The 14,352-nt window shown below is 39.1% G+C and carries 13 protein-coding genes, 1 pseudogene and 1 riboswitch; of the genes and pseudogenes, 3 read left to right on the forward strand and 11 right to left on the reverse strand.

Features of this window, described 5'->3' with window-relative positions:
* Positions 1-12: 12 nt before the first annotated feature.
* The gene (locus V7112_RS09655) at positions 13-1,812 is read right to left on the reverse strand and encodes a PLP-dependent aspartate aminotransferase family protein (RefSeq protein ID WP_335418308.1); all 1,800 of its coding nucleotides are present in this window, start codon (positions 1,810-1,812) and stop codon (positions 13-15) included.
* Positions 1,813-1,930: 118 nt separating this feature from the next.
* Positions 1,931-2,040: riboswitch (SAM riboswitch) on the reverse strand.
* A gap of 569 nt (positions 2,041-2,609) precedes the next feature.
* Between V7112_RS09655 and V7112_RS09660 the strand changes: the two genes are divergently transcribed.
* The gene (locus tag V7112_RS09660; protein WP_335418311.1) at positions 2,610-3,113 is read left to right on the forward strand and encodes a Crp/Fnr family transcriptional regulator; all 504 of its coding nucleotides are present in this window, start codon (positions 2,610-2,612) and stop codon (positions 3,111-3,113) included.
* A 47-nt stretch (positions 3,114-3,160) separates the two neighbouring features.
* Here V7112_RS09660 and V7112_RS09665 read toward each other — a convergent pair whose 3' ends face one another.
* Positions 3,161-3,310: a hypothetical protein gene (locus V7112_RS09665; protein ID WP_335418314.1), complete on the reverse strand. Its 150-nt coding sequence runs from the start codon at positions 3,308-3,310 to the stop codon at positions 3,161-3,163.
* A gap of 100 nt (positions 3,311-3,410) precedes the next feature.
* Here V7112_RS09665 and V7112_RS09670 point away from each other — a divergent pair, with 100 nt between their 5' ends.
* The gene (locus tag V7112_RS09670) at positions 3,411-4,328 is read left to right on the forward strand and encodes an aldo/keto reductase (RefSeq protein WP_335418317.1); all 918 of its coding nucleotides are present in this window, start codon (positions 3,411-3,413) and stop codon (positions 4,326-4,328) included.
* A 43-nt stretch (positions 4,329-4,371) separates the two neighbouring features.
* Here V7112_RS09670 and ftsZ read toward each other — a convergent pair.
* Positions 4,372-5,322: pseudogene (gene ftsZ / locus V7112_RS09675) on the reverse strand (cell division protein FtsZ); the annotation flags it as partial.
* A 196-nt stretch (positions 5,323-5,518) separates the two neighbouring features.
* Here ftsZ and V7112_RS09680 point away from each other — a divergent pair.
* Entirely contained in the window at positions 5,519-6,502 is a 984-nt protein-coding gene (locus V7112_RS09680; RefSeq protein WP_335418320.1) for a LysM peptidoglycan-binding domain-containing protein, read from the forward strand.
* 39 nt (positions 6,503-6,541) lie between these two features.
* Here the strand turns inward: V7112_RS09680 and V7112_RS09685 are convergent, their stop codons facing one another.
* From V7112_RS09685 to V7112_RS09720, 8 genes are all read right to left on the reverse strand, one after another.
* A complete protein-coding gene (locus tag V7112_RS09685) occupies positions 6,542-7,651 on the reverse strand; it encodes a class I mannose-6-phosphate isomerase (protein WP_335418323.1) in 1,110 nt (369 codons plus the stop codon).
* 27 nt (positions 7,652-7,678) lie between these two features.
* Positions 7,679-8,518 carry an SDR family oxidoreductase gene (locus V7112_RS09690; protein ID WP_335418326.1) on the reverse strand — a complete coding sequence of 280 codons (840 nt, stop codon included), beginning with the start codon at positions 8,516-8,518 and terminating at the stop codon, positions 7,679-7,681.
* Between the two features lie 13 nt (positions 8,519-8,531).
* On the reverse strand, positions 8,532-9,593 hold the full coding sequence (gene uxuA, locus V7112_RS09695; RefSeq protein ID WP_335418329.1) for a mannonate dehydratase: 1,062 nt from the start codon (positions 9,591-9,593) through the stop codon (positions 8,532-8,534).
* A 15-nt stretch (positions 9,594-9,608) separates the two neighbouring features.
* Positions 9,609-10,322 (reverse strand): GntR family transcriptional regulator, encoded by a 714-nt coding sequence (locus tag V7112_RS09700; RefSeq protein WP_335418332.1) that lies wholly within the window; start codon positions 10,320-10,322, stop codon positions 9,609-9,611.
* A gap of 204 nt (positions 10,323-10,526) precedes the next feature.
* A complete protein-coding gene (locus V7112_RS09705; RefSeq protein ID WP_335418334.1) occupies positions 10,527-11,810 on the reverse strand; it encodes a TRAP transporter large permease in 1,284 nt (427 codons plus the stop codon).
* A 12-nt stretch (positions 11,811-11,822) separates the two neighbouring features.
* Entirely contained in the window at positions 11,823-12,290 is a 468-nt protein-coding gene (locus V7112_RS09710) for a TRAP transporter small permease (protein ID WP_335418337.1), read from the reverse strand.
* Between the two features lie 21 nt (positions 12,291-12,311).
* A complete protein-coding gene (locus V7112_RS09715; protein ID WP_335418339.1) occupies positions 12,312-13,316 on the reverse strand; it encodes a C4-dicarboxylate TRAP transporter substrate-binding protein in 1,005 nt (334 codons plus the stop codon).
* Positions 13,317-13,529: 213 nt separating this feature from the next.
* Complete coding sequence (locus tag V7112_RS09720; RefSeq protein WP_335418342.1) at positions 13,530-14,336, reverse strand: HAD family hydrolase; 807 nt, start codon at positions 14,334-14,336, stop codon at positions 13,530-13,532.
* Between the last annotated feature and the right edge of the window lie 16 nt (positions 14,337-14,352).

Raw genomic sequence — 14,352 nt, forward strand, 5'->3', positions numbered from 1 at the left:
TTATGATGTGGCTTATATTTCACAAGCAAATGTTACAATGGATCCTCGTAAACGCTGTGCCTCTTTATACGTACAACGGTTGTGAACGACCTCTATACCTGCCTCTGCAACAATCTGGGCTGCTTTTGGTGAAATGACGCCCTCTTGGAGCCAGAAAATTCTTGGGTTTACTTCGGTTGCTTCCTTGGCAATTTCGATTGCGGCCTCCGGACTTCTGAATACTTGAACCACATCAATTTCAAATGGTACGTCCTTTAAGTTCGCGTATGCCTTTTCCCCAAGGACTTCTGTTTCCCTTGGATTTACAGGAACAATTTTATAGCCCAGGCGCTGCATTTTTCTTGCCAATCGATTACTTGGACGAGCTGGATTGCTGCTTAATCCGACAACTGCCAAGGTCTTTGGTCTTTGTGTTTCAACTCCATCAACCTCTTCACGAACAATCGGTGACTGTAGTGCCCAGCGGATGACTCCTTCATCATTCACAACGACTTCTCCCTTTTCTGCACCTTTAAAAGAAAGACCAGTTGCTTCATAAAATGCACGATCAAGATCATTTTGTAGGTCGCGAACGGATTCAATTCCGACCGATAGACGAATCAGATCCTCAGTAACTCCTGTTAACAATAGCTCCTCTACACTTAGCTGCTGATGGGTTGTCGATGCCGGATGAATAATTAAGGACTTCGCATCCCCCACATTCGCTACATGTGACCAGAGTGCTATATTATCAATAACCTTTTTCCCTGCATCACGCCCACCTTTAATTCCGAAGTTCACAATTGAACCAAAGCCGTTATTTAGATACTTTTCCGCAAGGTCATAGGAAGGATGATCTTCAAGCCCTGGATAGGACACCCACTCAACTGCTGGATGGTTTTTTAAATAGTTTGCTAGTTCTAAAGCATTTTTATTATGTTTTTCAACCCTTAGATGTAGCGTTTCAAGACCTTGTAGTAGGTAAAATGCATTTTGTGGACTTAAGCATGAACCAAAATCACGTAATAGCTGTACGCGAAGTTTTGTGCTAAATGCAAGTGTTCCAAAATCATTTGCATATCTTACGCCGTTATAGCTTCGGTCAGGCTCCGTGAATCCTGGGAATTTTGGATTATTCCAATTAAAGCGTCCCCCGTCTACAACTAGACCGCCAATCGTGGTTCCATGACCACCAATCCATTTCGTTGCTGAGTGAACAACAATATCTGCACCCCATGTGATGGGTTTACAAATATATGGTGAAGCAAATGTATTATCAATAATCAGTGGAATTTCTGCTTCATGTGCAATTGCTGCAACTGCTTCAACATCTAAAACCTGTAGGCTTGGGTTTCCGATAATTTCAGCAAAAACCGCCTTTGTTTTTGGAGTAATTGCTTTTCTAAAATTCTCAGGGTCCTTTGAATCTACAAAATTCACCTTAATCCCGTATTTCGGTAGTGTGATCGAAAACAGATTATATGTACCACCATATAGGTTTGTAGCAGCGACAATCTCATCACCCGCTTCAGCGATATTCATAACCGCTAGAGCAATGGCTGCCATTCCTGAAGAAGTCGCAACAGCCGCAACCCCGTCCTCTAATAACGCAATTCGTTTTTCCAGTACATCTACAGTTGGATTTCCAATTCTCGAATAAATGTTCCCTGGTTCATCAAGTGCAAACAAACTACGTGCATGCTCAGAATTATGGAAAACGTAAGAACTCGTTTGATAGATAGGAACTGCTCGTGATCCAGTTGTCGGATCTGGCGATTGTCCCCCATGTAATAAAATTGTTTCTAAATCATAGCTTTCAAATTGCTGACTCATGTTTATACCTCCAATATTTTTATAAGAAAACTTGGGATTACAGGAATGTAATTCCAAATTTCATCTTCTAAGCAAGAACAAAAGCCCTCTTCAAGTAAGAAGAGGGCTTTTATTCCTCCTCTTATCTCTCAGGTAATAATACCTGCAGGAATTAGCACCTTTTCAAGAATAATCTTGAAGGTTGCCGGGTTTCGTAGGGCCATGTCCCTCCACCGCTCTGGATAAGAGTCTTTATTAAGTTAAAACGTTCCCGTTTTGCTTTATAAAAGGATTATAGTATGTGAATAATTCAAAGTCAAATACTTTTTAAAATATTTCATCTTGTTAGAATTTTTACTTCAGATCTATTCTTACCCCCTATTCCTATGTACTCGCTGCTTAAAATAGACTTAAAAATCATTTGTCCCGCATTAACGGGCAGAAAACCCCCACCTCAAAACTCTAGTTAAAAACGAAGATGTTTCGATGACTGATAACTGCACGTAAAAGCCTCATAAAAGGAACAAAGACTAAGAACGCCACGTCCTGTGGCAACGTAACGTCTTTGTGGCCCACATCATGTGCGCCTCAACTAACAATCAGTGGGGATTAGTAACCCCCCACTGATTGAAGTTTCACTTTATGTCATTTTTGTGAAGCCTATTGCTTTTATCCGAAATCCGTTGTATATTAAGAGTGTAGAAAGTTAGTGAAAAACTTCACAAACTAACTACTCTAGAGCTGGCAGCTAAAGCACTCATATTTTTTTACAATAACTTGTGAAGAATTTCACAAATAAATGATAAGGGGAGATTAGAATGAGAACATTCTTAAAAGGACCTAAAATGGCAGTTATTTGGACAGTATTACGTGTATGGTTAGGAATTCAATGGCTAGAAGCTGGTTTTCATAAAATTACTGGAGGATTTGACGCAGGCGGTTTCCTACAAGGCGCATTAGCTAAAGCAGGCGGGGAACATCCAGCAGTAGCAGGCTGGTACGCAACATTCCTTGAAGGCTTTGCCGTACCGAATGTTGAATTAATCAACGTGCTTATTCCTTGGGGCGAATTTCTAGTAGGTCTTGGATTAATTGTAGGTGCTGCAACTATCCCAGCATTAATTGCTGCTGGATTCATGAACCTTAACTTCTTACTTGCTGGAACTGTAAGCACAAACCCAGTATTTTATACAGTAGCAGTCATTCTCTTATTCGCAGGCGCTGCAACTTACTACTACGGTGTAGACAGATTCGCAGTACCTTTCCTTACAAAACGAATCAACGAGAAAAAAGCTGCAAAAACAGCAGCGAACGTTGCGTAACTAAAAAAAGTGTTCCTCCTAATCCAGGAGGAACACTTTTTTATATTCTATTCATCATCAATTTCGCCGTCACCAATTTCATCCTCTTCTTCGATTTCCTCGATGTCTTCGCCTTCTTCAGGCATTTCATCATCTCCGCAACCTATTAAGAAAAACATCGGGAACGACAATAGTAACAGCAGTAGCATCCGTTTCATTACAACCCCTCCCTTTTTCTAGGCTTTCCTTTCAATCCCGAAATATGTAGACTAGAAAGAGGAAAGGGTAATAGTAGTTCTAATATTGGAGGTAGAAACGATGCGAAAAATAAAGCTTGGAACCAGTTCCCTCGAGGTACCAGTTGTTGCAGTAGGCTGTATGAGGATTAATTCTTTAGAAAAGCCCGAGGCAGAAAAATTTGTACAAACAGCATTGGAAGTTGGTGCAAATTTCTTTGACCATGCTGATATTTACGGTAGTGGTGCTTGTGAGGAAATCTTTGCAGATGCGATACATATGAATGATGATATCCGTGAAAAAATTATCCTTCAATCCAAATGTGGCATTCGAAAAGGAATGTTTGATTTTTCAAAGGAATATATCCTTAATTCCGTTGATGGAATTTTAAAACGACTCAAAACTGATTATTTGGATGTCTTACTTTTACATCGTCCTGATGCCCTTGTTGAACCCGAAGAGGTTGGCGAAGCATTTGACATATTAGAGTCCTCTGGGAAAGTTCGTCACTTTGGGGTTTCCAACCAAAAACCGATGCAAATTCAGTTACTTAAAAAATATGTGAAGCAACCAATCGTTGCGAACCAGCTACAGCTAAGTATTCCAAATGCCCATATGATCGCAAGTGGCGTAACAGGTAATATGCAAATTGATCAATCCATAAACCGTGATGGAGATGTGCTTGATTTTTGTCGCTTACATGACATCACAATTCAACCGTGGTCACCTTTTCAATATGGTTATTTTGAAGGGCCTTTTCTTGGCAATGAAAAATGCCCTGAATTAAATCAAAAAATTGACGAAATCGCCGAAAAATATGGCGTTTCCAATACAACGATTGCCATTGCATGGCTATTACGTCATCCAGCAAACATGCAACCAGTTATCGGAACCATGAATATTGACCGCTTAAGGGATTCCGTGAAAGCAAGTGAAGTTCAGTTAACCCGTGAAGATTGGTACAGTATTTTTCTAGCTGCAGGATATCTATTACCATAAAAGTAGTAGAGGCACCCCAAAAAGGTGCCTCTTTCCTTTAATTTTCCGAAAATCCTGTAGCAATTACAGTCACAATAATTTCGTCTTTTAAGTTGTCATTTATGACAGAACCAAAAATCATATTTAAGTCCTCATGTGTTGCTGAAGAAATCACGTCTGCTGCTTCTTGAATTTCAAATAAGCTTAAGTTCCTTCCACCCGTGATATTTAAAATCACACCACGTGCACCACTTATCGATGTTTCAAGAAGTGGACTATTGATTGCTTTATGAGCCGCCTCAACTGCACGGCCATCCCCTTTTGCCATTCCAATACCCATTAAAGCTGTTCCGCGGTGGGACATGACCGTTTTAACATCGGCAAAGTCTAGATTGATTAAGCCTGGTACAGCAATTAAGTCAGAAATGCCTTGAACCCCGCGAAGAAGTACATTATCAGCCTCTCGGAATGCTTCAATCATTGGTGTACGCTTATCGACAATCTCTAATAGTTTTTCATTTGGAATAATAATTAACGTATCCACCGCTTCCTTCATCGCGTCAATGCCTGCATCTGCATTTACTGCTCGCTTACGACCTTCAAATCGAAACGGTCTAGTTACCACGCCGATTGTCAAGGAACCTAATTTCTTTGCGATCCTAGCAATTTCCGGGGCCGCACCAGTTCCAGTGCCACCGCCCATTCCCGCAGTAACGAAGACCATATCCGCGCCTCTTAATGCTTCCTCGATTTCTTTTTCACTCTCCTCAACGGCTCTCATTCCAATTTGCGGATTGGCACCTGCTCCAAGTCCGCGCGTTAACGATGCACCAATTTGAATGACGACCTCCGCTTTTGATTGATTCAGGGCTTGTCCATCCGTATTTACCGCAATGAATTCAACACCTTCTACCCCTGCTTCAATCATTCGATTGACCGCATTATTTCCACCGCCGCCAACACCAACTACCTTTATTCTTGCAAATTGATCTATGTATGGTTCAAACTCGAGCATGACATTTTCCTCCTAACCGCCCATTCCAGCTTCCTAAAAAGAATCGAATTTATACTATATACTTCGTAGTACTACTTCGCTTTTTGTCACGGATTTCCTCTATGAAATGAAAAGAAACCACTCCCATGTACCTAAATCGCATAATATTAAATTTGTTTTACAAACTAATAACAATATATGACGAAAGGATACGACCATGAGAACTAGAATTGCTTTGATAATCGTAGTCTTCATGTTACTCTTGCCTATTGAAACAAGCGCAAACTCCCACGACAATATCTATGTCATTCAAGCAGCTGATACATTACCAGACATTGCGAAAAAGTTCGAAACCACGGTGGATGAATTAAAAATAACCAATGGGATTCAATCCGATCTTTTAGTTGTCGGGCAAAGGCTTTGGGTCCCTTTTTCCTATGAAGTAGCATCTGGAGATACGTTAAAGGGGATTGCTGCAAGGTTTCATTCATCCCTTGAGCAAATCAAAACATCAAATGGGCTTTCATCCGAGCGAGTTGTCCCCGGGCAGATTCTTAAAATTGTTCCGAGAAGAATGAATATGCAAGGAGAACATATTTTAATGACAAAGGAAGAGTTTAAGGCGTGGCTCGGTAATCAGAATATTAAACGAAAAATAAGGCTCATCCAACAGCATCACACATGGATACCTGATTACAATCGATTTAACGGCTCCAACCATTTTGTGCTTTTAACAGGAATGGAAAGATACCATAAAACTACGATGCGTTGGAAGCATATTGCCCAAAACATCACTACCTTTCCAGATGGGAAGGTTGCTGTTTCACGGCCACTACATATAGCGCCGGAAGGCTCAATTGGTAATAAGGCCAATTCTGTCGGAATTGCAATTGAACACGTTGGAAACTTTGATATCGGTTATGATGTCATGACGAAAGAACAAAGTGACACAATCATTTATGTCAATGCTGTTCTTAGTCTTAAATTTGGCTTAACCCCTTCGATTGACAGTATTACATACCATCATTGGTGGGATTTACGGAATGGAGAAAGAGTGTTGGACAAGGGGCCTGACTATAATGTGAAGACCTGTCCGGGGACAGGCTTTTTCGGAGGAAATTCCACAACAAGTGCCGGGAAGTACTTCTACCCGCTCATCACACGTAAAATGGAAGAGCTTCGAAAAGAAATGGCACAATGATTTCGCGGTAGCGATTAGCTACCGCTATTCGTTTTATATTCATTTCACTTGAGGCCCAAATAATCTTATGATTTTCAATGGTTCCTCACTCGTATTTTGTACTTTTACAGATGGAACCTTTGCTGGAATGAAAAATTGATTTCCTTGGGCTAGTGACTGCTTGTCTACACCAGAAACGATGCTACCGTTACCTGAGATAACTAATAGACCATAAAACACACCATTTCCTTCAACTTCAATTTCATTATTCACTTCAAGAAGATTCATTTTAAAGTAAGGAATATTACCATACCCAATTAATTCAGATTCTTTGTTCCCAATCGTATCTTTTAATTGTGTCGGGGCAATTTTCCACTTGATTAGCGTTTCTTCTCTTGTGTAGTTTTCATACGTGAAGCACTCAAACATTTTCTCAAAGCCAATTCCCTGGTGGCACATAAAATCATCTAAAACAAATCCTTGAGGTGTGGTTTTTTCGATACGAATCGTAAAGTCGGTCGGCTCCTGTATTTCAACAAGAAGGCATCCTGCACCGATTGCGTGTGGTGTACCTGCCTCAATTAAGAAGGTGTCACCTGATTCTACATAAAATTTATGCATACAATCTAACATTCCCTGTATATCCTGAACCTCAAATAATTTTTTCCATTTCTCTTTTGTCACACCTGGTTTAAACCCTAGGTACACATATGGAGGTTCACCATCAATTTCTCTGCCCCCTAGTATATGCCAAGCTTCTGTTTTTCCATATGCTGAATTAAAAAGCTCACGTGCTTTGATACGATCCGGGTGAACCTGTACAGTTAATCTTTCAGCAGAATCTATGATTTTTACTAGCACACCTGTTTTTGCACCAAACTCTTCAACATGAGCTGCTCCTAAAAATCCTTCTGGGTCATTTTCGATAAGTGATTTCAATGTAAGGTCGACATCAGGTATATCAACCTTACTTAAACCCTCATCAGTAATATGCTCGCGTCCCTTATTCCTTGCCGAAACAACTGACATAATCCATTCCTCTGGAAAATGACTATCTGTTGGATTTCCTTCTCGCAATAATTCCTCTAATATTTTTCCGCCTATATATGTGCGCCAAGCCCTAGTAGAAGACAATTTAATCGGCTTTGACCCATCTAATTTCGCATTCAAAATGATCACATCCCTTAAATCTTACTGCTATACACCGGAATAGGCCATGAAGCCACCATCAACCGGTATTGTTACACCCGTTACGAATCCTGCAGTTTCTTCATCAATGAGCCATAATAAAGTGCCAAGTAGATCCTTTGGATCTCCAAAACGCTTCATTGGTGTATGCCCAATTATTTTTTGTGATCTTGCTGTTAGAGTACCGTCCTCATTTAATAAAAGATTCCGATTTTGCGTTGTGAGGAAAAACCCTGGAGCAATTGCATTTACCCGCATTCCCTTCTCAGCAAAATGGACTGCCATCCACATTGTAAAGTTATTGATTCCAGACTTTGCTGCACTGTAAGCAGGAACCTTGGTCATAGGAGAATACGCACTCATGGATGAAATATTGATAATAACAGGTGACTTCTGCTTAAGCAAATCCTGACCAAATACCTGACTCGTCAAAAAGGTGCCCGTAAAATTACTTGCAAAAACCTTCGAAAAACCACTTTCGTCAAGATCAAAAAACGACTTTTCGGAAGTCCCCTCTCCCTGATAAGTCTCATCAGAAGTAATTGCGTCAGGGTGATTTCCACCAGCACCATTTATTAAAATATCAATTTGACCAAAAGCTTCTAGAACAGCTTCTTTTGCCTTTTCTAGAGACTCTCGATCAAGTACATCTGCCGCAACGGCGATCGCTTGTCCACCATTATTGTTAATTTCAGAAGCTACTGTTTCTCCTTTTTCAGCTGTGCGATTGAGGATTGCCACATTAACACCCTGTCGTCCAAGCTCACGTGCCATTTCTGAACATAGTACACCACTACCTCCAGTAATAACGGCCGTTTTCCCCTTTAAACTTTTATGAATTGGTAACACTTTGGCTCCTCCTTTATTTCAAAGATTGATAGGCATCCCATAGCCCAAGTAAGTGCATAATGCCAAGTCCACGGTCATATAAACCATAGCCCGGTCGGCATTTTTCGTTCCAGATATGTCGTCCGTGATCAGGTCTTATATACCCATCAAATTGCCTATCCGATAACTCTTTCATAACACCCTTAATATCAATGGATCCATCAGATGTTAAATGAGACGTTTCAATAAAATCCCCATTAGGAAATAACTTTACGTTTCGAATATGGGCAAATGGTGATTTGTCGGCAAATTCACGTGCGAGCGTAACCATATCATTTTTTGGATTTACCCCTAATGAACCTGTACAAAAGGTGATTCCATTTGATGGAGAATTGGAAATGGATAATAGCTTTTGTAAGCTTTCCCTACCAGTGATAATTCTTGGCAACCCAAAGATGGACCACGGTGGGTCGTCTGGATGGATAGCCATTTTAATCCCAGCCTCTTCTGCCACTGGCAGAATTTCATTAAGAAAATAGGTGAGGTTCTCCCACAAATCTTCGTTTTTCATTCCTTCATAAGCTGCGAATAACTCTTTAATTCTACCAATCTTCTCAGGCTCCCACCCCGGTAAAGTCATCTCTGAGTAGGAGGAGAAGGTCTCAATCAACTCGTCTGGATTGTCTGTTTCTACCTTTGCCTTTTCATAAAACAAGGCGGTTGAACCATCTGGAAGCGCCCGAAACAGATCTGACCGCGTCCAATCAAAGATTGGCATAAAGTTATAGCAAATAACCTTTACCCCAAATTCTCCAAGGTTTCGTATCGTTTGTTTATAATTTTCTATATAAATGTCTTTCTCTTCATTTCCAAGTTTTATAGATTCATGGACATTTACACTTTCCACGACTTCAGCATGAAAACCTAATGATGAAATATAATTAATTTCTGATTTTATTTCATCCTTACTCCATACCTCACCTACTGCTTTTTCGTGTAGAGCCCATACAATACCTTTTACCCCAGGTATTTGTTTTACATACTCAAGTGGCACTGTATCATTTCCGCGGCCATACCAGCGAAAGGTCATATTCATTTTGGCCATTTCTCCCTACTTAGCGTTTGTAATATTTTCTTTGTTAAAATAATCGGGGTTTTGTTTTTTTATATCATACATGTGAAAAATACCCTTTGTAATATGTTCATTTGTAACTGTCACGGCAGCTTCTACATCTTTATTTTTCAGTGCATCATAGATTGCTTGATGCTCATGCAGAACAGTAGCCCACTCAGAAGGTTCTGTCGTAACTAAACGTAGCATCCTAACCCGTTTATACTGCCCGTTCAATTGGTCTATACCCTGCCAAATGCGGTCCATATCCAACCCTTTAAAAATTAGTTCATGAAATTGATCATCAAATGCTAGGAAGTCTTTACTGTTTTCTTCCTTTAGCGCTAATTCCTGCATGGTTATGCATTTTTCCAATTTATATAATGTTTCTGGTGTAAGCTTTTCAGTTGCTTCACGGATAACAGCAAGCTCCACGGCTTTTCTCATAAATCTAGACTCTTCGATAATTTTTGGATCAATTAACGACACAAACGTTCCAATTTGTGGTTTTATTTCAATTAAGTCTTCTTTGGCAAGCTCCATTAACGCCTCTCTGATAGGCGTTCTACTCACATTTAGGTGTGCACCAATCTCACTTTCTGAGATAGGTGTTCCAGGCTTTAATGATAAATCGATAATCTTGTCGTATAAATAGGAGTATACATATTGTCTTCTTGTACCCCCATTATTTCTTCCCATTCCACTATATTTCATGATTACTCTCTCCTTGAAAAATACCGTTTGTAAGCATCTCCACTCGTGTGGATAATAAAAATTATGAATCTATTTAAATTTTATCCTAAAACGCTTACATAAAATAGACCCACTTTTAAAAAAGTGGGCTCTTTCGCATCCAATTTATTCCTAATAGGAAGGCAGCGAGCTTGCTTAACCTGCCTCCCTACATTAATAAAAAAGTTATTTACCAAATACTATGTCAGGAATAAATAATACGATATCAGGGAAGAACACCATTATTAAAACTACAGCCATTACTGCGAGGTAGAATGGAATTGCTTCTTTCACCGTATCTTCTGGAGATGCTCCCATAATTTGCGACGTTGCAAATAAGGATACACCCATTGGTGGTGTCATAATACCAAATGTTGTAACAGTCATCATAACAAGTCCAAAGTGAACCGGATCTATACCAACATTTGTTATAATTGGTACAAAGATTGGCGTCAACAATAATGTTACAACCGTTGTTTCAACGAACATTCCAGCAATAATTAAAGTAAAAATAATAATTGCAAATAGGAAATATTGATTTTCAGTTATACCTGACACTAAGGAAGATAAGCTTTGCGTTACGCCATCATACACAATTCCATATCCAAAAATGCCTGATAGAGAAATGATTAGCATGATTGCTCCAATATCAACCGCACTATCATGCACAGATTCCCAGAATTTCTTCCATGTTAAATCCTTATATACGATCGCCCCAATGAAAATCGCATACATAACAGCAAATGCACCTGATTCCGACGGAGTAAATATTCCAAATCGAATACCTACAATAAGGATAATTGGGAATAACAGGGCCCAAATTCCATCTTTAAAAGCAATGAATACCTCTTTAAAACTTGGGTAAGTTGTACGTTCTGGCAAATAGTTATTTCTTCTACTTGTGTAGGAAACAGTTGCCATTAGAATAACCATCATTAAGATTCCTGGAATAATACCGCCTGCAAAAAGCCTTCCGATTGAAACCTCACCTACGGAACCATAAATGATAAGCCCCATACTTGGAGGAATTGTTGCCGTAATAAGAGACGTGATTCCATTGACTGCCGCACCATACGCAGGCTTATAGCCTCTTTTAATCATTTGTGGTCCTAATACCCTTGATTGCATCGCAGCATCGGCAACAGCAGATCCTGAAACCCCTCCCATCAAAGTACTCAACACAACACTTACCTGAGCTAGGTTACCATACATATGTCCTGTTAAAACATTCGATAACGTAATAAGGCGTTTGGTGATTCCCGTACTGTTCATTAAATGGCCTGCAAAAATAAACAAAGGAATCGCTAGCATTGTAAATGATTGAGAAGTTGTTAACGTTCTTTGAACAGCAATTGAGATTGGTACATCAGGAGCTGTTAAGAAGAATACCAATCCTGAAATTCCGATAGCAAAGGCAACAGGCATTCCGAAAATCAATAGAAATAGAAATACAAGTAATACTACTAACATTTGTTCGCCCTCCTATCGTTTATTCTCTTTCAGAAATTGGTATGTTTTAATGCAAGTCGTAATGATCATTAAAAATGATCCAATAGGCACACTGATCGTTGCCCAAGAATAACTAATTGGAAGGGTCTGAAACAATCTGTCTACACTTTCGATTGCAAGCGGAACCCCATGGAATATTAAAAACACTAAAAACCCTATGATTACAACATTCCAAAGAACTACTACAAATTTTTGTCCTTTATCAGTGAACCTTTTTATGATGATGTCAACACTTACAAGGTCAGTATTTCTAAGTGCCATATCGGCACCTAGAAATATTATCCAAGCAAAGAGAAGCAATGATACATCTGTTGCCCAGTTTAGTGGGTATTTAAAGGTTCTAGTGATAGCAGATACAAAAACGAGTAATGTGATAGTAACTAAAAATAGTTTTACAATTGACTCTTCAAGTTTACAAAAATACTCGTATGCTTTCTTCATCTGTACCCCTCTTTAAAGAGTTTATTTACCCATTTCTTGATAAATTTTTTCTCTTAATTCTGTTAATCCTAATACTTCATACGCTTTTTCTGCAGCCTTTTTGAATGCATCAACATCAGGTTCTACAATTTCCATACCTTCTGCCTTTATCTTTTCTTCAATATCCGTTTGCAGGCTAGCAACGTATTCCGCATTCTTCTGAGCTACTGCTTTTGTTTCATCTAATAAAAGCTGTTGTAAATCCTCTGGTAATGTTTTAAACCATTTTTCACCAACAATGATTCCGTTTACAAGTTGGAAGTGGCTCGTTTTATTTACATATTTAATAACTTCATACATTCTTGAAGGATATGTTGACGTATGCTGAGCCTCTGCTCCATCAATAGCACCCTGTTGAACTGCTGTATAAGCTTCACCCCATGGCATTGCAACTGGAGTAGCTCCTAATGCCTTAACTGATTCCTGCCATACTGGTGAACCCGGAGTTCTAATTCGAAGACCTTTTAGATCTTCTGGTGTCTTAACAGGTTCATTTGTAAGGAAATGTCTTGGACCGTCATACCAGTTAAAACTAAGGACTCGAATTCCATGCTCATCAGCAAGTTGTTTTTCCCAACCTTTAAACGTTTCACCTTGTGTAATTTTGAGAACATCTTCATAGTTGTCAGCAAAATAAGGTGCACCGATTATTCCCATTTCCTCTACATATACACCCATACGGCTTCCATCTGTAAGAACTGCTACGTTAACACCTTGCTCAGCTTGTTCGATAACATCATCGTCAGACCCAAGCTGTGCACTCGGATAAACTTCCATTTTAAGTCTACCATCTGATTTTTCTTCTAAATTCTTCGCTAACTCTTTGAATCCTTCAACAATTGGAGCTGTTTCAGCCTGTTGTGTAGACATTTTTAAAGTGTACACTTTGTCATCTGACTTTCCACCAGATGATTTGTCACTGCTACATCCTGCAGCAACAATAGCTGTAATGAATACTAAAACTACTAAACTAATAATCTTTTTCATGTTAACCCCCTGTTTTTCTTTATTTTTATCCGAGTACCCTTTCATTTACATGAAAGCGCTTGCGAATACATTTGTATATTAGCATACTACTATTCTAATAATCAATCAATTTTTAATATAAAAACTATTATTTATTTACAGATAAAAAAACAGCGAAAATATAATATTCCGCTGTTTTTCAATAATATTTATATCGTTAATTATACACTTTTACTATCTACTTTCTTGCAATGATAGTATTCGAATAATCGTTTTCATGACTGCATCTTCTTCATTTGAACGGGTAATAAAATTCGCAGCATCTTGTAATTCCTGAACTGCATTTCGAACAGCAAAGCTATAGGTTGCGCGTGTCATGAGTTCTAAATCATTGTAACCATCTCCGAATGCCATTGTTTCTTCTGGTGTCACATTTAACAATCGCTGTAATTGTTCAACGGTAGTACCCTTATGAACATTGGCATTCGCTATATCTATCCATGCAGCTTCAGATGCAACAATATAGGCTGACTCAAAAAATGAAGATAATTTTTCCCTTGTTTCCATACATCTTAATAATGGATCATGAATGGTAATCTTAACAAAGTCATCTGTTATTTCATTGAAATCAGTGACTTGTCTAACTTGCGCATATGATCTTCTGACAATAGCCGCTTCCTCAGAAGGGATATTATCTTTGATAACAGCACCCGTTCTTGTACAAGCAATTATTGTATGCTCTAAGCTTATTTCCTCTAGTAAACGGATAATTTCTAATCCCAATTTATTACTTAGCAGAGATTCATAAACAAATTCCCCGTTATGTTTGATTCGAGTTGCGCTATCCCCTAGAATCCATAAATCATTGGCATCCTCACCGAATAGCTCCTCTACCCGTTCACATTGTTTCCCAGTAACAGGAGCGAATACAACGTCTTTTTCTTTCATGATCTTTTTTACTTCTTTGTAGAGCTCCTTGTTGAAATCACCGCTATTATTTAAGAACGTTCCGTCCATGTCAGTTAACACTAATTTAATCAACAGGTTCCCCTCCTAT

The sequence above is a fragment of the Bacillus sp. JJ1566 genome, from assembly GCF_036962685.1.
Lineage (GTDB): Bacteria > Bacillota > Bacilli > Bacillales > Bacillaceae_L > Ferdinandcohnia.